This is a genomic window from Stenotrophomonas maltophilia (genome assembly GCF_002799245.1).
Classification (GTDB): Bacteria; Pseudomonadota; Gammaproteobacteria; order Xanthomonadales; family Xanthomonadaceae; genus Stenotrophomonas; species Stenotrophomonas maltophilia_S.
Map to the genome: position 1 here is coordinate 981,913 of NZ_NEQV01000001.1, position 22,302 is coordinate 1,004,214.

At 67.9% G+C, this 22,302-nt stretch carries 20 protein-coding genes; 1 reads left to right on the forward strand and 19 read right to left on the reverse strand.

From position 1 onward, the window contains the following. Positions 1-89: 89 nt before the first annotated feature. The 4 genes from B9Y64_RS04700 to B9Y64_RS04715 all read right to left on the reverse strand — a co-directional run bounded on the left by B9Y64_RS04700 (position 90) and on the right by B9Y64_RS04715 (position 5,134). A complete protein-coding gene (locus B9Y64_RS04700; RefSeq protein ID WP_100439664.1) occupies positions 90-1,124 on the reverse strand; it encodes a fimbrial protein in 1,035 nt (344 codons plus the stop codon). After that, positions 1,115-3,679 carry a fimbria/pilus outer membrane usher protein gene (locus B9Y64_RS04705; protein ID WP_100439665.1) on the reverse strand — a complete coding sequence of 855 codons (2,565 nt, stop codon included), beginning with the start codon at positions 3,677-3,679 and terminating at the stop codon, positions 1,115-1,117. The genes B9Y64_RS04700 and B9Y64_RS04705 overlap by 10 nt, the downstream gene beginning before the upstream one ends. Positions 3,680-3,771: 92 nt before the next feature. After that, the gene (locus B9Y64_RS04710; protein WP_100439666.1) at positions 3,772-4,500 is read right to left on the reverse strand and encodes a fimbrial biogenesis chaperone; all 729 of its coding nucleotides are present in this window, start codon (positions 4,498-4,500) and stop codon (positions 3,772-3,774) included. 85 nt (positions 4,501-4,585) lie between these two features. Continuing rightward, a complete protein-coding gene (locus tag B9Y64_RS04715; RefSeq protein WP_100439667.1) occupies positions 4,586-5,134 on the reverse strand; it encodes a fimbrial protein in 549 nt (182 codons plus the stop codon). 459 nt (positions 5,135-5,593) lie between these two features. On the opposite strand from B9Y64_RS04715, the gene B9Y64_RS04720 reads away from it, so the two are divergent. Next, positions 5,594-5,959, forward strand: a complete 366-nt coding sequence (locus B9Y64_RS04720; RefSeq protein ID WP_049468305.1) for a hypothetical protein — start codon at positions 5,594-5,596, stop codon at positions 5,957-5,959. Between the two features lie 25 nt (positions 5,960-5,984). Here B9Y64_RS04720 and pncB read toward each other — a convergent pair whose 3' ends face one another. The 15 genes from pncB to B9Y64_RS04800 all read right to left on the reverse strand — a co-directional run bounded on the left by pncB (position 5,985) and on the right by B9Y64_RS04800 (position 22,153). Further along, positions 5,985-7,163 (reverse strand): nicotinate phosphoribosyltransferase, encoded by a 1,179-nt coding sequence (gene pncB / locus B9Y64_RS04725; protein WP_100439668.1) that lies wholly within the window; start codon positions 7,161-7,163, stop codon positions 5,985-5,987. An 86-nt stretch (positions 7,164-7,249) separates the two neighbouring features. Beyond that, positions 7,250-8,089: a glycosyltransferase family 2 protein gene (locus B9Y64_RS04730; protein WP_100439669.1), complete on the reverse strand. Its 840-nt coding sequence runs from the start codon at positions 8,087-8,089 to the stop codon at positions 7,250-7,252. Continuing rightward, on the reverse strand, positions 8,086-8,937 hold the full coding sequence (locus B9Y64_RS04735; protein WP_100439670.1) for a glycosyltransferase family 2 protein: 852 nt from the start codon (positions 8,935-8,937) through the stop codon (positions 8,086-8,088). Before B9Y64_RS04735 ends, B9Y64_RS04730 begins: the two co-directional genes overlap by 4 nt. Before the next feature lie 535 nt (positions 8,938-9,472). Further along, positions 9,473-11,674 carry a type II secretion system secretin GspD gene (gene gspD / locus B9Y64_RS04745; protein ID WP_100439671.1) on the reverse strand — a complete coding sequence of 734 codons (2,202 nt, stop codon included), beginning with the start codon at positions 11,672-11,674 and terminating at the stop codon, positions 9,473-9,475. 9 nt (positions 11,675-11,683) lie between these two features. Continuing rightward, the gene (locus B9Y64_RS04750) at positions 11,684-12,472 is read right to left on the reverse strand and encodes a general secretion pathway protein GspN (RefSeq protein ID WP_100439672.1); all 789 of its coding nucleotides are present in this window, start codon (positions 12,470-12,472) and stop codon (positions 11,684-11,686) included. Further along, positions 12,462-13,181, reverse strand: a complete 720-nt coding sequence (gene gspM, locus B9Y64_RS04755; protein ID WP_100439673.1) for a type II secretion system protein GspM — start codon at positions 13,179-13,181, stop codon at positions 12,462-12,464. Before gspM ends, B9Y64_RS04750 begins: the two co-directional genes overlap by 11 nt. Further along, positions 13,156-14,301: a PilN domain-containing protein gene (locus B9Y64_RS04760; protein ID WP_100439674.1), complete on the reverse strand. Its 1,146-nt coding sequence runs from the start codon at positions 14,299-14,301 to the stop codon at positions 13,156-13,158. Before B9Y64_RS04760 ends, gspM begins: the two co-directional genes overlap by 26 nt. Then, a complete protein-coding gene (locus tag B9Y64_RS04765; protein ID WP_100439675.1) occupies positions 14,298-15,161 on the reverse strand; it encodes a general secretion pathway protein GspK in 864 nt (287 codons plus the stop codon). Before B9Y64_RS04765 ends, B9Y64_RS04760 begins: the two co-directional genes overlap by 4 nt. Next, positions 15,158-15,790, reverse strand: coding sequence for a type II secretion system protein J (locus B9Y64_RS04770; RefSeq protein ID WP_100439676.1), 633 nt, complete (start codon positions 15,788-15,790; stop codon positions 15,158-15,160). Before B9Y64_RS04770 ends, B9Y64_RS04765 begins: the two co-directional genes overlap by 4 nt. Next, positions 15,787-16,206: a type II secretion system protein XpsI gene (gene xpsI, locus B9Y64_RS04775; RefSeq protein WP_100439677.1), complete on the reverse strand. Its 420-nt coding sequence runs from the start codon at positions 16,204-16,206 to the stop codon at positions 15,787-15,789. The genes B9Y64_RS04770 and xpsI overlap by 4 nt, the downstream gene beginning before the upstream one ends. Next, a complete protein-coding gene (gene xpsH, locus B9Y64_RS04780) occupies positions 16,203-16,697 on the reverse strand; it encodes a type II secretion system protein XpsH (protein WP_005415226.1) in 495 nt (164 codons plus the stop codon). The genes xpsI and xpsH overlap by 4 nt, the downstream gene beginning before the upstream one ends. A 6-nt stretch (positions 16,698-16,703) precedes the next feature. After that, positions 16,704-17,147 carry a type II secretion system major pseudopilin GspG gene (gspG, locus tag B9Y64_RS04785; RefSeq protein WP_100439678.1) on the reverse strand — a complete coding sequence of 148 codons (444 nt, stop codon included), beginning with the start codon at positions 17,145-17,147 and terminating at the stop codon, positions 16,704-16,706. A gap of 49 nt (positions 17,148-17,196) precedes the next feature. Further along, the gene (gene xpsF, locus B9Y64_RS04790) at positions 17,197-18,417 is read right to left on the reverse strand and encodes a type II secretion system protein XpsF (RefSeq protein ID WP_100439679.1); all 1,221 of its coding nucleotides are present in this window, start codon (positions 18,415-18,417) and stop codon (positions 17,197-17,199) included. Between the two features lie 24 nt (positions 18,418-18,441). Further along, positions 18,442-20,163 (reverse strand): type II secretion system ATPase GspE, encoded by a 1,722-nt coding sequence (gspE, locus tag B9Y64_RS04795; protein WP_100439680.1) that lies wholly within the window; start codon positions 20,161-20,163, stop codon positions 18,442-18,444. A 136-nt stretch (positions 20,164-20,299) separates the two neighbouring features. Beyond that, positions 20,300-22,153, reverse strand: coding sequence for a S8 family serine peptidase (locus B9Y64_RS04800; RefSeq protein ID WP_100439681.1), 1,854 nt, complete (start codon positions 22,151-22,153; stop codon positions 20,300-20,302). Positions 22,154-22,302: the final 149 nt, after the last annotated feature.

Below are 22,302 nucleotides of genomic sequence, written 5' to 3' on the forward strand. Positions count from 1 at the left end.
ATCGTTGGAAGATCAAGACGCAGTCAACGCCGCCCGTGGAACCGGCGACGTTGCGGTGGAACGCAGCAGGGACAGCCGCCTGGGCGGCCTTACTCGTACTGGATGGTGAACGTGGCCTGGCCGTTCGCGACACCCGCGCCGACCGTGCCGGCCTGGGTCTGCACATAGCGCGCGCGCAGCGGCAGCGCCATGACGCTGGTCCCCGGCGCGGTGGTGCCGACGTTGATGGTCTGGCCGAAGCGCACTTCACGCTCGGTGGTGCCATCGCGCTGGACCATCTGGATGCCGATGCGGGTCGCACTGTTGCTGGCTGCGCTGAGCTTCAGCACGCCCGGCATGTTCGAGCTGTCCTGGTCGGCATCCAGGCGGATGCCGATCTTGCTCTGGTAGGCGGCGACGTTGCTGCCCTGGCAGTTCAGCCGGATCTCGAAATCGCGATCGACCGCGCGCGAACCGACACCGGTGAAGGTGGTGTTGGGCACGCTGCCGAAGTCGACGGCGATGTTGCGGCTGCCGGCCTGCACTTCGCAGGTCGGGCTGACCACGGTGGTGCCCGAGCCCTTGAAGGTCGAGGTCAGTACCGGGCGACTGGCACCATCACCGTCGAAGTAGTACGTGGTGAAGCGGCCGTTCGGCGCGATCACGCCCGAACCGGTCTGCGCGGCGGTCTTGATCAGCTGGATGCGGAAGGTGCCGCCAATCAGCGAGATGGTGGCGTTGCCGGCAAAGTTGATGGAGTGCGGGTAGTAGGTCTGGATGGCGCCGGAATCGCGGAACAGGCGGATGCCCACGCCGGCAACATCGGTTTCATACACATTGGAGAAACCGGCAACCGGCCGCCGCTGCGCTGCGTTGACGTACTCACCGATGGAACGGCCACCGGACCAGTCGCAGCGCGCAACGCTGTTCTGCTGGGTGATCGACTCGCTGATCTCCTTGATCACGCCACCGACCGGCGTGCTGGGCAGGATCACGATCTGGCCCATGTCCATGGTCACGTCCTGCGCGGTGAACCAGCTGGACTGGATGCGGCACGCGGCACTGGCCTGCTGTGCCAGCAGCGCGCCGCCCAGCATCGCAACGACTGTCAGTGCCTTGCGGCGACGGGAAGAAATCATCGGCATGCTGCCTCCAGCGGGATGAAGCCGGTCTTGGACGCATCGGCGCCCGCCGGAACCTGGTAATCGATGGTGCAGCGCTGGTCGGCGCCGGCGCCCCACTCCACCAGCAGGCGGCCCTGGTTCTTTTCACTGCGCACGTACAGGCGGCCACCCTGGCTGACCATGCCGACCGGCTGGCCCTGCTCATCCTTGACCTGCGCGCCGAACGGCATGCTGCGGCCATCCGGGTTGCGCACCTGGATCAGCAGCGCATTGCCCTTGCGGGTGTCGAAACGCAGGTAGCTGATGGCACCGGCGAACGGTGCGATCGACTGGCTGGTGCTTTCCAGCTCGACGTCGTGGGCCATGCCCTGCGGGTCGAGGGTGACGGTGTTGAGGCGGTACGGCGACACGTACGGCACCACCGCGTAGCCGCGGCCATCGACACGCAGGCCCGGAGCGTTGCTGACGATCGCATCGCGCGCGCCCGGTGCTTCGATCAGCACCATGGTGTCGCCACGCTGCGGGGTGAAGGTGAAGCCGCCCGGATGCACGACCACGCTGCCGTTGGCGCCGACCGAGGCCTGGCGGAAATCACGCGAGTGGCTGTAGGTGGCGTTCAGCGCGGAGTAGCGGCTGCGGTATTCGGCATTGCCGATCGCGGTAGTGCCACCCTCGCGGGAATCGGACAGGGCTGCGCCGTAGCTGAAGTTGTTGTCGACGCCGGCCGAACCGGTGATGCCGACGCGGCTGTTGTCGTAGCCACCGCGGTCGCGCACGCCGAGATCGGCGCTGAACGACACCGGGTGGGTACCACGGCCCAGCGGCACGCTCATCGACAGCAGGTACTGGGTGTCGGAACGGCCGAGCACGCCTTCTTCGGTGCGCAGCGCCGAGAAGCCGTAGTTCACCGAACGCCAGGCGTTGTTGTAGCCCACCTGGTACTGCTTGGAGGTGCCGGGACGGTCATAGAAGTCACGCACCGAACCGGTCACGTACAGCGCACCACCGCGGCGGCCCAGCGGCTGGTTCAGGGTCACCTGGAACTGGCTGCGCTGGCGACCACGGGTGGTCGGATCGATGCCGCGCTTGTCCGAGTCACGGCCATACAGCGCGTCCTGCAGGCTGTAGAAGCCTTCAGTCGAGTAGCGGTAGGCGGCCAGGGTCAGGTTGGTGCCGGTCTCGCCGATCATGTTGCTGTAGCTCAGCCGCACACTGGCGCCGGTGTGGCTGCCGTAGTGGTCGAAGGAGGTACGTGCATGGGTGACGTCGGCAGCGAAGGCACCGACCCGCGTGGACAGGCCGACACCGTACAGCAGCGACAGGTAGCCGTCGCTCAGCGCGCTGCCGCCGTACAGGGTCAGCTGGTTGCCGATGCCGCGCTGGTAGGTGCCCTGCACCAGCCAGGGTTCGTCGGCCAGCAGCTTGTTGCGCACCTGGCCGGCGGTCAGCGAGTAGCGCGACACGCCCTCGCGCAGCATCTGCGGCACCGAGCCGAACGGCACCTTGAATTCACGACGGCGGCCATCGGCCTCGATCACGCTCACTTCCAGGTCGCCGCCGTAGCCGGTCGGGTACAGGTCGTCGATGACGAAGCTGCCCGGCGAGACGGTGGAGGAGTAGATCAGCTGCTGGTTCTGGCGCACTTCGATGCGCGCGTTGGTCTCGGCGATGCCGCGCACGACCGGCGCGTAACCGCGCAGCGAATCAGGCAGCATGCGATCGTCGCTGGCCAGGCTGGCACCGCGGTAACCGATCGAGTCGAACAGCTCGCCGGTGGTGTAGGCCTCACCGATGGTCAGCATGCCGCGCACCTGCGGGATGCCGCGCTGTGCGTAGGTGGCGATGCTCTGCCAATGGCGGCCGTCGCCCTCGGACCAGGTCAGGTTGGAGTCGTGGCGGAACTGCCAGCCGCCCAGGTTCAGGCCGGCATTGAGGCCGAGGTAGGCACTGCGGTTGCGCTGGCCACCTTCGACACGGCTGTTGCTGTCGATGGCATTGAAGCTGTAGCCGACGAAGCCGGCATTGATGCCGCGGTCCCACAGCGCCGGGTTGACGTAGCCGCGCGCCTCACGACGCAGGAACACCTGCGGGATGCTGAGGTCGTAGCGCAGGTTGCCACTGTCATAGACACCATAGGCATTGGCCATGCGCTGCTGCACCGGCACGCAGCTGGTCTTGTCGGTCGGCAGCGTCGGGTCCTGCTGCAGCAGCACGGCCTCGCTGTCCACGCCCATTTCTTCCAGCATCGGCAGCGGCAGGCAGGCGTCGACATGGCCCTGCGCATCGGCCTTGAACTGCAGGTCACGACGGCCCTGCCAGGCACCGTTGACGTAGACATCGACACGGTAGCTGCCGGCCACCATCGGGTTGCCGTTGCTGAAGGCCGCCAGGTCGACCTGCTTGGCCTGGCCCGACAGGAAGCTGGAATTGAACTGGGCCGATTCCGGTGCACGCGCATTGGCCGCACCACTCTGCGCCATCAGCGCCTGTTCGCCGAGATTGGCCGGTGCAGCCAGCGCCCATCCTGGGCAGGCTGCGCCAACAACCAACAGGCAAAGCGCCTGATGGATCGACAATGTCAATCTGTTTCCGATCACACTGACATTCCTTCAATTCGCCGCACGGCGGCGGTGGCGGGATGCGCAGGCCCCTGGCCCGCGCGGCGCGTTCAGCTCCCGGTGCTGCCGAGGCGGACGGTATGCTCGACCCGGCCGCCGTAATCGTTGATGGTGATGAAGCGCACCTGGTTGGTGCCCGCCGGTGCGGCGAACTCCAGGCTCTGCTTCGGCGCAACCATCGCGCCCTTGTCCTCGACGGCCTTTTCACTGCTGCCGGTCACGGCATGCACTTCGGCCAGCGTGACGTGGAAGGGGCTGGGGTTTTCCACCCGCAGGCGGTCGCCATTGCGGGTCCAGCGCAGCGCTGCCGGTGCGTCGTTGGCGACGCCCTTCAGGCCCTGCGGCCGGTAGAAAAGCTTCAGGCGCGAACGGAACGCGACCTGCAGGTAATTCTGTTCGCCGCTGTCGGCGTTGTCCGGCGACGGCGGTACGTCCAGCACGTTGAGCCAGAACACCGTCTCGCGATCGGTCGGCAGCTGTGCGCCGGAGAAGATCAGGCGCAGCGCCTGGCTGCGGCCCGGCTCGACGCGCGCGATCGGCGGCGTCAGCACGAACGGAGCATCGCTGGTATCGGCGGTCTGGTTGGCGTCGCCACTGTCGATCCAGGCCTGGACCAGTGCGGGCGAATCGCCCACGTTGTCGACCTGCACGGTGACTTCGCGCGCCTGTGCCGGGTAGATCACCCGCGTGCCATTGACCACCACGCCGGCCAGTGCGTTCTGGCAGAAGGGCAGCGTGAACGCTGCCAGCAGCAGCGCCCGGGGAAAGATTGCTTTCATCGGAAGTACTACGCTCGAGGGGTGTGGCCAGGGGCCGCGGAGCACTGGCCGGCGCGTACGCCGGCCAATGCGGGTACGACGACGATCAGTTGTAGATGATCGTGTACTTGACGCTGCTGGTGACGTCGCCCGGGGTGGCGGCGGCAGTGGCGTAGTACTCAGCGTAGTAGTTCAGGTCGGCCGAGCCGTCGGTGCCGACGGTGACCCACTGCGAGTTGGTCTGGGCCTGGCCAGCGCCAGCAGCCTTGATCGGCAGGAACTGGTTGTTCGAGCCCAGCAGCTGCAGCTGCACGTTGTTGGCAGCGTTGGCCGAAGCCTGGTTGACCAGACGGCCGCTGTTGAAGTCGACGGTCGAACCCGGCTCGAAGTAGGTGGCGACGTTGCCGGCGCTGCACTTGGTCAGGTTGATGGCGAACGGGGTACGGCCCGCAACGGCACCGGCAGTGGCCAGGGTGTTCTTGGACACGGTCGGCAGGTTGACGGCGAAGTCCTTGCCGCCCGGGGTCGAGATGGTGCAGGTCTTGTCGGTCACCTTGCCATTGAAGGTGATGGTGCCGTCGGCGGCGTTGGCGGCGTTGGCGGCCAGCGGAGCGGCGGCCAGCATCAGAGCGGCAATGAGATTGATCTTGTGCATTCGCTTTTACCTAACCCTACTGAAGAGATGAGAAGTAGAGGAGGAAGCAAGGAGCACTGCCGGGCTAACAAGACCCATCCTTGCGTCTCACCTGTGGCCGGACTCGGACATACCTTCCCCTGAATCCGTGACGCAAGTATATGCACAACTGTGATGAAAGTCTCATTATTTTTCTGAACGACAATTTATTGACGCCCTAAATGTGACGTGGTAGGCGAAAGCCGGTCCACGGGTGCGTGGGGGAATTGACGGGGGTGCAATCAGGCCAGAGACGACTGCTGATGTCGCATTGAGTGGCGCATTCGGCATTCGCGGAAACATGCTTTTTTCAAGGGAAAATCACCTTCCTTGATGCGCATCACTCTTTCTTGGTGATGGCCCTAGCAGATTCAGAATCGTCCTATTAAAGGTTGATCGATCCTGTCGCTAACTAGGACACACCGAACCAGAGAACGTGTCATGAGGAACTCCATTCTGCTGTGCGTGGCCCTGATGTCCGTCAGTGCGCTGGCCCAGGCCAGCAGCGGCAGCATCCGTTTCAGCGGTCGCATCGCCGAGCCGGGCTGCACGACGAACCTGTCCCAGGGTGAGCTGAGCCTGGCGGCCTGCCCGCCGTCGGCCAAGGGCTCGACGGTGGCCGTGACGGCACTGGCCGATGGCCAGGCCGCGACGCTGCGCGATGGCAAGCGCCAGGGCCAGAAGCTGTCGGTGTCGGCCAGCGCGATGCGCGCCGGCGATATCGCCTTCTCCGAGCGCTACAGCGTGCAGGCCGCCAAGCAGCAGCCGCTGCAGGGTGCCTACCTGGTAGTGGTCGACTACCTGTAAGCCTGCCTGCTGCAGGCCGACGTGTTTACGCCGGCGGCAGCTCGAAGACCTGGCGCAGATAGGCCAGGTAACCCGGGTCGTCGCACATGCTCTTGCCCGGCGAATCGCTGAGCTTGGCCACCGGCTGGCCGTTGCAGCGGACCATCTTGATGACGATGTTGAGCGGTGTCGGGCCCAGATCATTGGTCAGGTGGGTGCCGACACCGAACGCGACCTGGCAGCGGCCACGGAAGTAGTCGTACAGGCGCATCACCTTGGCGATGTCGAGCCCATCGCTGAACACCAGCACCTTGCTGCGCGGATCGACCCGGCGCTGCTGGAAATGCGCCAGCATGCGGTCACCCCAGTCGAACGGATCGCCGGAGTCATGGCGCACGCCGTCGAACAGCTTGCAGAAATACATGTCGAAGTCGCGCAGGAACGCGTCCAGGCCGACCACATCGGACAACGCGATGCCGAGGTCGCCGCGGTACTCGCGCGCCCACGATTCCAGTGCCGCCACCTGCGAATCACGCAACCGCGGGCCGAGGGCCTGGAACGCCTGCAGGTACTCATGGGCCATGGTGCCGTGCGGGGTCATGCCGTACAGGCGCGCGAAGTGCACGTTGCTGGTGCCGACCAGCTGCGGGCCGAGCGCATCGCGCAGCAGCGGCAGCAGCCGCGCATGCCAGTCACGCGAGTAGCGGCGACGGCTGCCGTAGTCAGCGATGCGGCATTGCTCGAAGCCGGGGGTATCGCGCAGCAGCGCGGCCTTGGCCTGCAGGCGGCGCTCGCCTTCGGCGAAGTCGGCCGTGGTGGTGTTGCGGAACCAGACTTCGTTGATGATCGCCAGCAGCGGCACTTCGAACAGGATGGTGTGCAGCCACGGGCCGGTGATGTCCAGTTCGATCTCGCCGGGCACGGTCTTCGATGCGCGCAGCTGGATGTACTTGCGGTCGAGATGGAACAGGCCGAGGAAATCGGCGAAGTCCGGCTTCACGAAGCGCAGGCCACGCATGTAGTCCAGCTCCGCGTCGCTGAAACGCAGGTTGCACAGGTGGTCGATTTCTTCGTCGATCTGGTCGATGTAGCTTGCCAGGTCGATACCGGGCGTGCGGCACTTGAACCGGTACTGCACCTGGGCGCCGGGATGCTGGTGGAGCACCGCCTGCATCATGGTGAACTTGTACAGGTCGGTGTCGAGCAGGGACTGGATGATAGGCATGGGGCGGATTATGCGCCCGGCAGGGTGAACCGGGGTGCCTGCAGCCACGCGTGGCTGCGCGGCCTGGGCCGAGCATGGGCGCCGCTCTACAAGGACCTGCGCAGCAGGCGCGGCACCAGCATCAGCGCATGTGCCCAGATCGCGGCCCACACCGCCGCCCGCACCGGCAGCGAACGCTGCCCGGCCTCGAACTTCTGGAAATAGCGCCACAGGCCCCTGTGCTTGTGCCATTCCACGAAGAACGGCCGCGAGCGGCTGGAGACACCGCGCACATGGGTGACCTGCAGGTCGTTGGCGATCGCCACCACCGCACCGGCCTCGCGCGCGCGCCGGCACAGGTCCAGGTCCTCGGCGTGCAGGCGGTAGCCCGCGTCCCAGCCCCCCACACGGTCGAACAGCGCACGCGGCATCATCAGCAGTGCGCCGGACAGCGCAGGAACCCGCTGCAGCGCCTGGTGCGGCGCGCGCGGAACCGCCAGCTTCGAGCCCTTGCCGGGCGAACGCAGCATCATCAGGAAATCCGGATCGCGGCGGCGAACCGCCTCGTCGGCATGGCCATGCTCGTCCACCTGTTCGACGCCCAGCAGGCAGTCGCCCAGCGCTTCGGCACGGGAGCGCAGTTCGGCCAGCGTGCCCGGCTCGACCATCAGGTCCGGGTTGATGAAGGCCAGCCACGGGCTGTGCGAGTCGGCCACGCCCTGGTTGTTGGCGGCGGCGAAACCGGGATTGTCCGGGTTGCCGACGAAGCGCACTCGTGGATCATGGCTGGCATGGCGCTGCACGATGTCCAGGGTGCCATCCAGCGAACCATTGTCGATCACCCGGATCTCGGCCACATCCTGCGCCTGGCGCAGGCGCGAGAGGCAGGCGTCGATGGTGCTGCCACTCTGGTAGGTGACGACGATGGCGGCAATGGCAACATTCAAGCGGTTGGCTCCGGCGCGGACGGGACGAACAGGTCGCCCTGCTCCCGCGGCATTATCGCCTGACGCATGCGCTGCTGCAGATCGGCGCGCAGCCCGTGCAGCGGATCGTGCATCAGGAAATCGGCCAGCCGTGGCACCCAGCCTGGCCAGCGTGCGGCGAGCGCCTCCAGATCGCCATCGCGGCTGACCGCCTCCCCTGCCCGGCTGACGAAGGCGGTCTCGCACAACACATTGCGCCACCCCAGCCCGGCCATGCGCAGGCTGAGGTCGACCAGCGCAGCGTTCCAGCCCGCGTAGCTGTCCACGTCCAGGCCGCCGGCACGACGACGCGCGTTGCCACGCACCAGCACCGCATGGGTGACCGCCGATGGCAGCTCCGGGTGCAGCGTCGGCAACGTGGCGCAGGTGTGCGCCAGCAGGGCCGGATCATGGGGCTCGGGGTTGATCTCGCCCAGCCGTGGCCACGCTGCGGTCTCGCCGGCATTGCACCAGGGGGTCGCGGTGGCGATGGCGGCATCGCGGGCGAAGGCATCCTGCAACTGCTGCAACCAGCCGGGTGATGGCACGCTGTCCGGCGCCAGCACGGCCACGTCCAGGCCGTCGCAGGCGCGGAGCATCTCGTCCAGATGAGCGACTTCGCCCAGTGGCCGCGCGCGCCGGGTGTACTCGGCCTGCAGCGGCGTATGCGCCAACCAGTGCTCGACCACGGCCTGCGCACGCGGCCCGGTCTGCGCGTCATCGGCCAACCAGACCGCGGTGCCCGGTGCGGTGCCGGCATCCAGCGCGGCCAGGCAGCGGTCGAGCGCGGCATCATCCACGCACAGCGGCAACAACACGATCGCCCCCATCCCGCCTCCGTGGTTGTCGGTGGCCACAGCGTAGCACCGGGAGGGTATCGGCCGGGTTGCACCCGGCACCCGCCTCAGGCCAGGGCAACAGCAACAGCCGAAGCAAAAGCTGGGTTCCTGGGGGTTGGCGGGGTGGGTCCGGTTGCGGGGGACGCTGCAAGTACGTCCATGTAAGCTCGGTCGCCGCATCCATGCGGCTCACGCCCCCGCAACCGGACCCACCCCGCCTTCGACAGATCTCCGCGATCTGTTGGACATGCCGATGGGGGTCAGATCCGTTTTCCAAAGGAAAACGGATCTGACCCCATTTTCTGATTTCGAAATCTGGCAGAGATTCATCCACGCATAGCGTGGATCCAGCGTGTCGACCAAGGTCGACACCTACCAACAGCCGCGGGAATCTGTCAGAGGTGGGGCGGTCCTGCCAACCCACACCGCCCTGCCCTCCCCCAGTAAACCCGCTGTTGCTGTTGCTGTTGCTGTTGCTCCAGCTCCGGCCTCTGCGGGTGCCGGGCGCCGCCCGGCCGCAAACCCCTTACTTCTTCGCGCGCGGCTGGTTCAGCGGCTCCATCGCACGGAAGCGCTTGCTGTACTCGTCGGTCAGGTTGCGCGATTCCTGGCTGTTGCGGACGATGGTCGGGGTCAGCAGCACGATCACTTCCGAACGGCGGCTGGTGCGGGTCTTCTGCCCGAACAGCGCGCCAACCACCGGGATCTTGCTCAGGCCCGGGATGCCGCTGCTGCCATCGGTGGCCGAATCGGTGATCAGGCCCGCCAGCATGATGGTATCGCCGCTCTGCACCGCTGCTTCAGTGGACAGCTTCTTGGTCGAGATGCGCGGGTTGCAGTTGCGCTCGTTCGGGTTGCAGGTATCCGGCACGTCCGAGGCGCTGCTGACCTCCTGCACGATGTCCAGGAACACGGTGCCATCACGGGTCACCCGTGGGCGCACCTTCAGGATCACGCCGGTGTCGATGTACTGCACCGAGCTGTAGGTGCTGGTGCCCACGCCGGTGTTCACCGTGGTGGTGTTGATCGGCACCTTGTCGCCGACGTTGAGCGTGGCCTCTGCGTTGTTGCGCACGAACACCGACGGCGTCTGCAGCAGGCGCAGGTCGGTCACCTTGTCCAGCGCGCTGACCACGGCGGCGGCGTTGTGGCCGGTGAACGCCCAGCCCACGCCATCGTTGCCGGTGATCCCGCCGGCGAAGGTACTCCACGAACCGGCCGCTGCCGGCGGCAGGGTCAGGCCTGCCAATGCGCCGGTCAGTGCGCGACCGGCCACGGCGTTGTCGAAGAACCAGTTCACGCCGTACTTCAGGTCGCCGGTCAGCGCGACTTCGGCCACCTGTGCCTCGATATGCACCTGCAGCGGCATCACATCCAGCTTCTCGATCACCTCGCGGATGGAGCGCCAGGCCTGCGGGGTCGAACGCACCAGCAGGGTGTTGGTTTCCTCCACCGCAGACACGCCGACGCGGTCGCCTTCCACTTCCAGGCTGACACTGACGTTGCCGGGCTGGCGCTGCGGCAGGTTCAGGCTGCCATTGCTGCTGCCACTGCCACTGCTCCCACCCAGCGTCGACCCCAGGTTGCTGCTGCTGTTGTCCATGCCACGATCGCCGTCACCGCCAAGCTGCGACGGGATGGCGCCCGGCGCCAGCGAGGCCGGGCTGGAGCCGCCACGGTTGCCGCTGCTGGCAAAGGCCTCGCTGAGGCGCTCGGCCAGGTCGCGTGCCTTGATGTAGCGCAGCTCGTAGGAGAACAGGCGGGCGCTGCCGCCCGCGGTGTCGATGCGATCCAGCCACTGCTGGATCTGGTCCAGGTAGCGTACCTGCGGAGTGATCACCAACACGGCGTTGGCATTCTCCAGCGGCAGGAAACGGAACATGCCGGCACTGGGAGTCTTGCTCTCTTCACCGAACACCTTTTCCAGGTCGGCCGCGACCTGTTCGGCCTTGCCCGACTGGATCGGGAACACACCCACCGACATGCCCGACAACCAGTCGACGTCGAAGATCTCGACGGTGCGCAGGTAGTTTTCCAGTTCGGCGCGGGTACCGCCGAGGGTGATCACGTTGCGGCCGCTGTCCACGTTGACGATGGCGTTGGGCCGCGCGTACGGCTCCAGCACCTTCTTCATCTCGGTGGCGGAGATGAACTGCAGCGGGATCACGCGGACTTCAAAGCCGCGCGCACTGGCGGCCGGCGCGGTGCTCGGCGCAACCGTGCCGGCCAGCGCCTGGTCGGCGGCGACGATGTTGTAGCGCCCACCGCTGTAGACCATGCGCGCGTTGTTCCAGCCCAGCACCATCTCCAGCAGGTTCAGCGCCTGTGCCGGCGAAACCGGCTTGGGCGTGGCCAGGGTGACCGTGCCCTGCACGCCCGGCGCGATCACGTAGTTCTGGCCCAGCATGTCGCCGAGGATGGCCTTGACCACCGCATGCAGCGATTCGCCTTCGAAATTGAAGGTCGCCTCGCCGGTGCTGGCGCCGTGCAGTGCCGGCGCCGGTGCGCGTGCGGCCTCGCGGTTGATCATCGTGCCAGTGCCGCGGCGGATCACCGCCTGCGGCGCCCCCTGGCTTTCACGGGCGGCATCGGCGGCGACGTCGGCCGCCTGCCCGGCATCGGCACTGGGCGACAGGTTGCCGTTGCGCTGCACGTGCGGCGCGGACACCGTACTGCAGCCGACCAGCAGCGCGAGGGCAAAGGACCAGGGAAGAAAACGCAGGTTCATGCATTCACTCTATCGGTTGGTGCCATCGCCCGGGGGCGGCGACGGTTGTTGCTGCTGTTGTTGCAGCTGGCGGCGGCGGGCCTGGATGCGTTCGCGGATGGCCTGCATCTGCGCTTCGCTGGGACCGTTGTTGTTGGCCGGTGGTGTTTTTGCAGCTGCCGCCGCGGGTGCTTGCGCACTGGCCGCGGGCGACGGCGGTGTGGTTGCCGCAGCCGGTGACGGCGCGGGCGGAGCGCCTGCTGGCGGCGGCACAACGATCGCACCTGCAGGCGGTGCACCGTTTGCACCGCGCAGCACCGTCGGCGGCTCACCCCCCTGGCCGTTGAACACGGCCAGTTCCAGGACCTGGTTGCCACCGGGGCCGATCACCGTCGCCTGGCGCGGCTGCAGCGCCACCAGCTGCCAGCCATCCACGGCTTCGCCGTTGAGTCGCAGGCGCAGCGAGCGGTTCTGTTCCGTGGTGAACGTGGCCATGCCGAAATCGCCGGTCAGCAGCACGCCGGTCAGGCGCAACGCGGCGCTGGCAGCCGGTTCGCTGCCCCCCAGCAGATAGGGCCGTGGCCTGCGGTCTTCGGCGAACAGCGGGCGCTCTCCGATCGCGCTGTAGCTGTCGGCGCTGGCCATGCGCTCAGCAGCCAGCGGCGGCAGCGAAGGCAGCGATGGCGCGGCGTCGGCATCACCACCGGCACCCGGCAGATGGCTGCCCAGCCCGAAGCCGGTGGCCAGCCAGACGGCAGCCGCCCAGCCGGCCAGCGCCAGCAGGAAGCCGGTACGCAGGCTGATCTGCTCAAGCTTCATCGGCCACCTCCTGTCCTTCGGACGGGGGCACCGGATGAGGTGCAGGCGTGGCCTCTGCCGGCGAAGCCGGCGGTGCAGGTGCAGGTGCCGCAGCGGGTGCCGGAACCGAGCCGTCGGCGGCGGCGCCTGGCAGCAGGTAGCCGGCCAGCTCGAAGGACACATCCAGGCCCAGCCCCGATTCGTTCGGCGATTGCTGGAAGCGCTGCGCGATCAGGTTGAGGTTGTCGACGAACAGGCGTGGGCTGCCGGTTTCCAGGCTGTGCAGCACGGTGGCCAGTTCGGCCACACCGCAGCGCAGGCGCACCTGCATGGCGACACGCACGAACTCGGCGTCACGGCGGTTGTCGGTCAGCGGCGTGCGGTTGCTGATGGTGCAGCTGCGGTTGCCGGGGCTGGCCATCGCCACCGCATCCTGCAGCCGGGTACCCAATGCAGCGGCGGCGGCTTCGGCAGTGGCTTCGCGCAGGAAGCCCGGCCGCTGCTGCAGTGCCTCGCGGGTGGCACGCAGGCGCTGTTCGATCTGCGGCTGCTGCTGCAGCTGCGCCTGCACGCGCGACTCGCGTTCGCGCAGGGCGGCGACATCGGCATCGATCGCGCGCAGCGGCTGGGTGAACCAGGGGTGCACCAGCAACAGATAGGCCAGGCCCAGCACTGCCAGCAGCAGTGCCAGCGCCAGCCAGCGGTCACGGCGTGCGCTTGGCATCGGCATCGGCCGCCTCCTGGGTCGGTGCTGCGGCCGGCAGCGGCTGCAGTTCAGCGGTCATGGTGAAGCGGTCGCGGCCACTGGCCGCGCCATCAGCCTGCAGCACCCCGGTCAGGTTGACCTTGCGCCACTGCGGTGCGTCCTGCAGCAGCTGCACCAGCTGCGATGCCTCGCGGCTCAGGCCGATCAGCTGCAGGTTGTTGTTCTCGATCGCCAGCTTTTCCAGGTAGGTGCCTTCCGGCAGGCGCCGGGTCAGTTCGTTCCAGATCTCTACCGTGGTGGCGCGCTGGCTGCGCTGCTTCTCCAGGAATGCGGCGCCATCGATCAGCGCCTGCAGCTGCGCGCGTTCGCTGGCCACGCCACGCGCACTGCGCGCGCTGCGCTCGACCTGCGCACGCAGTTCGTCGGCGGCGGCCTGGCGGTTGTCGAGCAGCTGCACGGCGGCCAGTACCAGCATCACCATGGCAGCCACTGCCAGCAGCAGGTTCCAGCGCCGCATCGGATCCGGCCGCAGCTGGCGCTGCGCGGGCGGCAGCAGGTTCACCTGCAGTACGTTGCCCTGCGCATCGATGGCGTCGACACCCGCCAGCGCGTCGGCCCATTGGCCCACACCGGTGCGCCATGCTTCCAGTTGCCGCAGTGGCCACGCCACCAGTTCGACCTGCAGCTGCCCTTCGCCGCCCGCGCCGAGTTCACGCACGTCATAGCTGACCTGGGAGGATTCGAACGGGGTCTGCCGGTCGATTTCGAAACCGACCACGGCACGCAGGCGGTCGGCCGCTGCAGCGGGCAGGCGCAGGGTGCGCCGCAGGACGTCCGCCGCGGGCAGCAGCCACACCCGGGGCAGGCTGCGCAGGCGCGGCTCCAGCACGCGGTCCAGTTCGACCGGCGACAGCGGCCATGGCAGGCGCGCCACCGCTTCGCGGCGGTCACCGGCTTCACGCCAGACCTGCAGCTGGTCGCCCTCAAGCTGCAGCAGCAGGCGTGCCTGGCCCCAGCCCAATGCCCATTGCCAGCGCACCGGCACCCAGGCCAGCAGCGACTGCCGCCACCAGCGCAGGAAACGGCCGGCGCCCGGACCGATCCGGCCCTGCACCTGCCGCAGACTGTCCTGCCATGCCGTCATCTTGCTGTCATTCCCTGCTCCCAGCGAAGCACTGTGTAGGTCCGCCCGGGAACCCCGCCCGAGCCACTGCGTACCACTGCCTGCAACACCGACCTGCGTCCACTGCTGTCGATGGCACCGGACTCGATACTATAGGTGCCGCTGCTGCTGGCAAGCGTTGTCGTACCACCAGCGGAATCTGCATCACGCTCCTGCTGTGCGCGCTGCGCCATCACCATGTCCGCATCCAGCCCCAGCGCGGTCAGCACCGGCGCGCTGGCGAACTGCGGATCCGGCCGTGCCTGGCGGCTGTACAGGGTCAGGTGCGGCAGCATCGCCCGGTACAGCGGGCCGCGCATGCCCAGCACCCGCTGCAGCTCGCCCAGGGTCTCGAACCGCTTGTTGCGTGGGCCGTAGGGCAATCCGGCTGCAGCGTAGTCCTGCGCTTCAGCGCCACCGCCCGGCTGCAGCAGGCTGTCCTCGTCACGCCAGTCGATGATGGCCCCGGCCAACTGCCGGGCCTGCGCATCGTCTTCCCCCAGCGCCTTGAGGAAGGCGGCCAGCAGCGCGGCATCGGCCAGGTTCAGGTTGATCTTGCCGTTCTCGTCCAGCACCTTGATCTCGATGCTGGCGTCGTCGAACTGCCAGCGATAGGTGCGGCCATCGGCGCGCCAGGGCGCGCGTTGCGGATCGGCCGACAGGCGCAGCAGGGCATATTCGAGGCCGGCGCGCGCACGCTCCTGCCCGCGTGCATCGTCATCCAGCACGCGCTGCTGCAGGTGTTCGACCCGTGCGCTCAGCGCGAACGCGCCGACCAGCGCCGTCATCAACGCGATCAGCCACAGCACCAGCACCAAGGCCGCCCCACCCTGCCGGGTCATCGCGCACCTCCACTGCCACCGGCACGCGGCGCCACCACCAGCGGCGGCCACGGCGTGCCCCGGGCAGGCACGATCCGGATCTCCACCAGCATCGGCAGGCGGCGGGTGTCATCCCAGTGCGGCATCCAGTCGGTCACCTGCCCGGTGCTGGCATCGATGCCGCGATAGCGCAGCTGCACCGACTTCAGGTTCTCCACCAGCACCTCGGGCGGGCGCGGCGGATTCTCGGCGATGCGCTCGCCTTCCTGCAGCAGCACCAGGTCCAGCAGCAGGCGCTGTTGGCCATCGCGCCCGTCCACCTGCAGCGCATGCAGGTAGGGTCCGCCACGGCCGAGGTATCCGGGCAGGTCAGCGGCGAACAACATGCGTTGCTCCTCCCCCTGGAAGAAGACCGGTTCGCGGGTAGGGTCCGGGACCTCCAGCGGGGTGCGCAATGCACCCGCCAACTGCCTGCGCAGCAAGGACTCGACCGCGCGCATGCGTTCGCTCTCGGCGGCGATCTGCTCGCCGCGCTGGCTGATCGCCATCGCCGAGCGCACGCTGGCAAAGGCCAATGCCAGGCCACCGGCCAGCAGCACGGTGGCCAGCATCACTTCGACCAGGGTGAAACCTGCGGCAGGGCGCCTCATCGCGCATTCTCCAGGTCGGGCGGCAACAGCCGCAGGCTGCGCCAGCGCAGCTGCTCGCGCTCGCTGTCGCCCCAGCGCACCTGCAATTGCAACTCCGCCAGCCACGGGGTCCCCGGTGAGGTTGCCTGCACGATGTTGCCGGCACGTGGCTCCACCCACGGCTGAACCTGCAGTTCCCAGTGATAGCGCCCCTGTTCCCAGTCACCCTGCTGGCTGCCCACCTGCAGCGGTGCGTCGACGCCGGCCTCGGCCAGCAACGACTGTGCATGCAGCACCGCGCGCGTGCGCAGCTCGGCATCACGTACCTGTTTCGCGCCGCCGGACAGGCTGCCCAGCAGCAAGGTCAGCGCCAGGCCCAGCAGGGCGAAGGCGATGATCACTTCCAGCAGGGTGAAGCCACGCGCGCGCCGCCTCATTGCGCCCGCCAGGGGCCGGAGCGGACCTCGCCGGTGAGCCAGCCGACGTCGACGCGCCATTCGGCACCGTCGCGCTGCAACCGGATGCGGCCACCGCTGGAGCCGCCATCGGGGTGGAATTCGATCACCCCCTGCCCCGGCGCGGTGGCCAGCTGTGCGGCACCTTCGAACTGTACCTGCAGCTGTGCCGGGACCTCACCGTGGCGCTGGTTGGCACCCTCCCAGCGCCGCCGTGCCGGTTCGATCACGAAGCGCTGCGGTTCACCGCGGGCGATCGCCTGCGCACGCACCATGCGCAGCTGGTTGGCGATGTCCTTGCCCGCGCTGCGCAGCTGCATGCCGGCGAAACCGCGCGACAGCCCGGCGGCCGTGATCAGGCCAATCGCCGCGATCAGTGCGATCACCAGCAGCATTTCCAGCAGCGACAGTCCCGCCGCGCGCCTGCCATGCAGGCGCGGATGGGGCAACCGGCGCGGCAGGAAGTACGTCATGCGCGGTTACGGCTGGTAGCGGATATCAGCGTCGACGCTGCTGCCACCAGCCTTGCCGTCCTTGCCCAGGCTGACCAGCTCATACGGCTGGCCTTCGCCGGGCGCACGGTATTCCAGCGCGTGGCCCCACGGGTCGTTCAGGTCGGCCGGCTTGGCATAGGGGCCGAGCCAGCCGCCCACGCCGGCCGGTGCGGTCACCAGGTCATTGAGCGTGCCCGGCAGCTTGCCGGTGTCGATCTGGTAGTTGTCGATCTTGGACGCGACGGTCTGCACCTGCGCCTTGGCGATGTTGGCCTTGCCACGGTCGGCGCCGCCCAGCACGCGGCTGGCGACCAGGGTCAGCACCGCGCCGATCAGCACGATGACGATGATGATCTCCAGCAGGCTCATGCCCGACTGGTTGCGCGCGGCGGTGAAGGAAAGGCGGATCGGTCGGCGACTGGCAATCATGGACGGTCCTTTCAGTTGCGGAGTGTCGGGGTTGCGGGGAGTGCCATCGTCAACCGATGGCATTGGTCAGGTCGTACAGCGGCACCAGCACGGCCACGATCACCGCGCCAACCACCGAGGCCAGTATCAGGGTGATCGCCGGCACCATCGCCGCCAGCATGCGGTCGATGCGCCGGGCACTGTCCTGTTCGAAGGTGTCGGCGGCCTTCAACAGCATGGTATCGAGCGCGCCGGATTCTTCACCGACCTGGATCATCTGCAGGGCCAGGCGCGGGAACCGCTTGCCGCGCGACAGTGCCAGCGACAGGCCGGCACCGTTCTTCACTTCATCGGCGGCCGCTTCCACGTCAGCGGCCAGTGCGCGGTTGCCCAGCACGTTGCGGGCGATGCCCAGCGCACCCAGCAGCGGCACGCCATTGCGCAGCAGCGTACCCAGCGTACGCGCCAGCCGCGCGGTCTCCAGCTCGCCGACGAGGCGACCGATGCCACGCCGCTGCAGCAGCCAGCCATCCAGCGCCAGCCGGAACGCCGGTTGCCGCGCCTTGCGCTCGAAGAACAGCGCCACCAGCGCCGGCACCACCAGCAGCAGCACCCACCAGTCGCGCACAAACAGGCCCAGCTGCAGCACCGCGTTGGTGAACCACGGCAGCGCCACGTCCAGGCTCTCGTACATCTGCGCGAACTGCGGCACCACGTAGCCGAGCAGGAACAACAGCGCGCCGCCCACCACCACCAGCAGGATCGCCGGGTAGACCAGTGCGTTGATGACCTTGCCCTGCAGCGCGCGGCTGCGCTCGAGGTAGTCGGCCAGGCGTTGCAGGGTTTCATGCAGGCTGCCACCGGCTTCGCCGGCGCGCACCATGTTCACGTACAGGCGCGAGAACAGCCCATGCTGGCGTTCCAGCGCGGTGGACAGCGGCGCACCACCGCGCACCACGTCGCGGATGTCGGTGATCGCGCGGCGCGATCGTTCGTCCTCGGGCAACCCCAGCAGGATCGACAGCGCGCGGTCCAGCGGCTGGCCGGCACCGAGCAGGGTCGCCAGCTGCTGGGTGAACTGCAGTAATGCGGCGCCCTGCAACGGGCGCTGCTGCAGCAGGTTGCGCCAGCTGCTGCCGCCGATCGCGCCGGCATCGGCCAGCTGCGTCTCCATCGGCAGGTGGCCCTGGTCCTGCAGGCGCGCGATCAGCTCGGCCTCGCTGGCCGCTTCCATCTGCCCGTCGAAGACCTCGCCGTGCGGGTTGAGCGCCTTGTAGCGATAGTTCGGCATGTCAGCCCCGGCGTCCTGGGCGCATCAGCTTTCCTCGGTCACGCGCAGCACTTCCTCGATGGTGGTCTGTCCGCTCAACGCCTTGGACAGGCCATCTTCGTACATGGTGCGCATGCCGGCTTCGCGGGCGATGCGCTCGATCTCGCCCATGCCATCGCGACGCATCACCGCACGCCGCAGCGCATCGTTCATCACCAGGAATTCCATGATGGTGGTGCGCCCCAGGTAGCCGGTCGGCGCCAGCGCCGAGGGCTTCGGGCGGTACAGGTGGATCGGCCCTTCCGGCTGCAGGCGGCGCAGCTCGAACCGCTCGATCTCTTCCGGCGAGGCTTCGTAGCGCTCGGCATGGGTCGGCTCCAGCCGGCGTACCAGGCGCTGGGCCAGGATGCCGTTGATGGTGGAGGTGAGCAGGTAGTCTTCCACGCCCATGTCGAGCAACCGGGTGATGCCACCGGCTGCATTGTTGGTGTGCAGGGTGGACAGCACCAGGTGGCCGGTCAGCGCCGACTGGATGGCGATGCGCGCGGTTTCCAGGTCGCGCATTTCGCCGATCATGATGATGTCCGGATCCTGGCGGACGATGCTGCGCAGCGCGTTGGCGAAGTCCAGGCCGATCTGTGGCTTGGCCTGGATCTGGTTGATGCCCTCGATCTGGTATTCGACCGGGTCCTCGACCGTGATGATCTTGACGTCGGCGGTGTTGAGCTGGCTCAGCGCGGTGTACAGCGTGGTGGTCTTGCCCGAGCCGGTCGGACCGGTGACCAGCAGGATGCCATGCGGCTGTTCCAGCACTTTGCGGAACTGCGGCAGGAAGGCGTCGGTGAAGCCGAGCCGGTGGAAATCGAACACCACCGTTTCGCGGTCCAGCAGGCGCATCACCACGCTTTCGCCATGTGCGGTCGGCACGGTGCTCACGCGCAGGTCCAGCTCCTTGCCCTGCACGCGCAGCATGATGCGGCCGTCCTGCGGCAGGCGGCGCTCGGCGATGTTGAGCCGGGCCATGATCTTGATGCGGCTGATCACCGCTGCGGTGAGGTTGGCCGGCGGGCTTTCGCCCTCCACCAGCACGCCATCGACGCGGTAGCGGACCTTCAACCGGCTCTCGAACGGTTCAACATGGATATCCGAAGCACGCAGCTCCACCGCACGCTGGATCACCAGGTTGACCAGGCGGATCACCGGCGCTTCCGAAGCCAGGTCACGCAGGTGCTCGATATCGTCGACCGCACCACCCTCGCCATCCGCGGTTTCCACGATCGCGCCCATCGCGCTGCGGCCCTGGCCGAACCAGCGCTCGACCAGGTCATCGATCTCCGCGCGCATGCCCAGCACCGGTGTCACCGGAACCCCCAGCGCCAACTGCACAGCCTGCTGTGGATAGGCGTCATGGGCATCGGCCAGCCACAGCCGCACCCCGTGTTCATTCAACTCCAGCGGGCACACATGGAACTGTTTCAGGAAGCGCAGCGACAGCGGCAGTCCCTCGGCCAGCGCCTGCGGCGGGGCTTCAGGTACCTGCCGGCCCTCCAGCAGCGGCAGGCCCAGCACCTCGGCGCTGGCCTGCGCCTGGTCGCGTTCAGACACCAGGCCCAGGCGCACCAGCAGGCCCAGCAGGCTGCCACCGGCCTCGGCATGCAAGGGCCGCGCGCGTGCCAGGTCTCCTTCCTTGAGCCGGCCGCGCGCCAGCAGCGCATCCAGGATGCGGCCTTCGGCGTCGTCGGTAACGGTTGCAGCGAGCGCGTTCACGTGACTCTCCTGTCAATCGGCCCGACTTTAGCAGTTAAGCCGTGTTCTCCGCCGCCTCGCGGCCACCTTTCGTAAAAAGACGAAGCCCGTCACACAGGATGACGGGCTTCGGCCATTCAACTACGACACGAGGGGCTTACTGCGTGGCGAGAATGCTCACACCGTTGTAAGCCGCTTCACCCACCACCTTGATGTAGTAGGTGCCCGCGGTCGGTGCCGTCACCCGCACCGTTTCCGAGGTGCCCGGACGCGTCGAGCGCGCGTCGTTGTCGGTGGCGCTCGGCTCACGGCCCTTGGCCAGATAGACCGAGACGTTGCCGGTGCCACCGTAGGTGATCACGCTGAGCTGCTTGCCGGCGACGGCTTCGAAGCTGTACAGCGTGCTGCTGCCGGCGGCGCCGTTCAGGCCACCGATGGCGGCCTTGTTGGTCAGCGGCGTGGCCACCGGCCCGCAGTTCTCGGTGCAGGGCTCTTCCAGTGCCTTGGCCAGCGCGGCCTTGGCATCGACGATGCCGGTGCCGATCGGAGTGGCGGCCGGGATCGCGACCGGGAACGGGCGCGCGGTTTCCTTCAGCAGGGTACGCATCGCGGCCGGGGTCAGCGGATCCTTGCCCTTGGCAATCAGCGCGCTCTGCACCAGTGCAGCGACGGCGGCGACGTGCGGCGACGCCATCGAGGTGCCGCCCAGGCCCATGTAGCTGGGCGTACCCGATTCCGGCGTGGTGGCGGCGTTGGAGCCGGTCTGCCAGATGTAGCCGCCCGGGTTGCCGTCGACGCTGCCGCCACCGCCCGGACCTGACAGGTCCACGCGGGTGCCGTAGTTGGAGTAGTAGGTGATGCCGCCGGTGATGCGGGTGGCACCCACGGTCACCACGCCTTCGCAGCTGGCCGGACGGTACTTGGAGGCGTTGTCGGTTTCATTGCCGGCCGCCACCACCACCGTGGTGCCACGCGAGATCGCGCCGTTGATCGCGTCTTGGTAGGTGCTGCCACAGGCACCGCTGCCGCCCAGGCTCATGTTGATGATTTCGGCCGGGTTGGTGTTGGCCGGGATGCCGGTCACGGTGCCACCGGATGCCCAGATCACCGCGTCGGCGATGTCGGAGAGATAGCCACCGCACTTGCCCAGCACGCGCACCGGCAGCACCTTGGCCTTGTGCGCGACACCGGCCATGCCGACGCCGTTGTTGGTCTGCTCGGCGACAGTGCCGGCCACGTGGGTGCCGTGCCAGGAGCTGTCCTCGGCCACCGAGCCGGTGTAGCACTCGTTGTCGTTCTCGACCCAGTCACCGTAGTCCTGTGCACCCGGCACGCGATCATTGGTCGGGCGCCGCGAGGTCTCCGCATCGCTGATGAAGTCGTAGCCTTCCAGCAGGTTGCCGACCAGGTCGGGGTGCTGCGGCAGGATGCCGGTGTCGATCACCGCCACCACGATGCCCTCGCCCTTGGAGACATCCCACGCCGACGGGGCGTTGATGCCGCCGGTGGCGTTGTAGTAGTGCCACTGGTACTGCTGGTACAGCGGGTCGTTGGGCACCAGCGCGGGCTGCACGTCACCGGCGCGCAGCTCGGTGCGGCGCAGCTTCACGTCCGCCTCGGCGTACTGCACCGCCGGGTCGGCCTGCAGCTCCTTCAGCACGCGCTGCAGTTCGGCAGGCGCCAGGCGGCCCTGCAGGCGGATCAGGTCGGCACCGACGCCCAGCCTGCGCACGACCTGCGGGCCGAGCGTGCTGGCGCGGGTGGTGCCACCGGACAGGCTGGCGCGGGTCAGCGCAGACTGCACGGTGGACAGCTTGGCCGAACGGTCGCTCGCCGCAGCGGTGCCGGTACGGTACTTGACGATGATGCGCTGTGCGCCCGGCTCGGCGGTGCTGGCCTGGCGCACCGGCTCACGGGTCGGCAACCCGGCGGCGTGGACGGCACCGACCGCGGTCATCGACAGCACGGCGGCGGCAAGCACATTGATGCGAAGGTTCTGCTTCTTGATCACGTCGAATTCCTCTTCTGGGTCATGGATCGAACCAACACTGCGGCCATCATTCCTTGACGACTCCCGGCCGGCCCAGCCGGGATTGCCGTGACCTCCCCCCAGGCCCTCATTGCAGGTGCGGCGCCGGCGTGGGTGGCCGCCGGCGCAAT

Bases quoted from the DNA above. Each gene is read 5' to 3' on its own strand.
- B9Y64_RS04700 (WP_100439664.1), bottom strand. From the start codon at position 1,124: ATGCCGATGATTTCTTCCCGTCGCCGCAAGGCACTGACAGTCGTTGCG.
- B9Y64_RS04710 (WP_100439666.1), bottom strand. From the start codon at position 4,500: ATGAAAGCAATCTTTCCCCGGGCGCTGCTGCTGGCAGCGTTCACGCTG.
- B9Y64_RS04715 (WP_100439667.1), bottom strand. From the start codon at position 5,134: ATGCACAAGATCAATCTCATTGCCGCTCTGATGCTGGCCGCCGCTCCG.
- B9Y64_RS04720 (WP_049468305.1), top strand. From the start codon at position 5,594: ATGAGGAACTCCATTCTGCTGTGCGTGGCCCTGATGTCCGTCAGTGCG.
- pncB (WP_100439668.1), bottom strand. From the start codon at position 7,163: ATGCCTATCATCCAGTCCCTGCTCGACACCGACCTGTACAAGTTCACC.
- B9Y64_RS04735 (WP_100439670.1), bottom strand. From the start codon at position 8,937: ATGGGGGCGATCGTGTTGTTGCCGCTGTGCGTGGATGATGCCGCGCTC.
- gspD (WP_100439671.1), bottom strand. From the start codon at position 11,674: ATGAACCTGCGTTTTCTTCCCTGGTCCTTTGCCCTCGCGCTGCTGGTC.
- B9Y64_RS04750 (WP_100439672.1), bottom strand. From the start codon at position 12,472: ATGAAGCTTGAGCAGATCAGCCTGCGTACCGGCTTCCTGCTGGCGCTG.
- gspM (WP_100439673.1), bottom strand. From the start codon at position 13,181: ATGCCGATGCCAAGCGCACGCCGTGACCGCTGGCTGGCGCTGGCACTG.
- B9Y64_RS04760 (WP_100439674.1), bottom strand. From the start codon at position 14,301: ATGACGGCATGGCAGGACAGTCTGCGGCAGGTGCAGGGCCGGATCGGT.
- B9Y64_RS04765 (WP_100439675.1), bottom strand. From the start codon at position 15,161: ATGACCCGGCAGGGTGGGGCGGCCTTGGTGCTGGTGCTGTGGCTGATC.
- B9Y64_RS04770 (WP_100439676.1), bottom strand. From the start codon at position 15,790: ATGAGGCGCCCTGCCGCAGGTTTCACCCTGGTCGAAGTGATGCTGGCC.
- xpsI (WP_100439677.1), bottom strand. From the start codon at position 16,206: ATGAGGCGGCGCGCGCGTGGCTTCACCCTGCTGGAAGTGATCATCGCC.
- xpsH (WP_005415226.1), bottom strand. From the start codon at position 16,697: ATGACGTACTTCCTGCCGCGCCGGTTGCCCCATCCGCGCCTGCATGGC.
- gspG (WP_100439678.1), bottom strand. From the start codon at position 17,147: ATGATTGCCAGTCGCCGACCGATCCGCCTTTCCTTCACCGCCGCGCGC.
- xpsF (WP_100439679.1), bottom strand. From the start codon at position 18,417: ATGCCGAACTATCGCTACAAGGCGCTCAACCCGCACGGCGAGGTCTTC.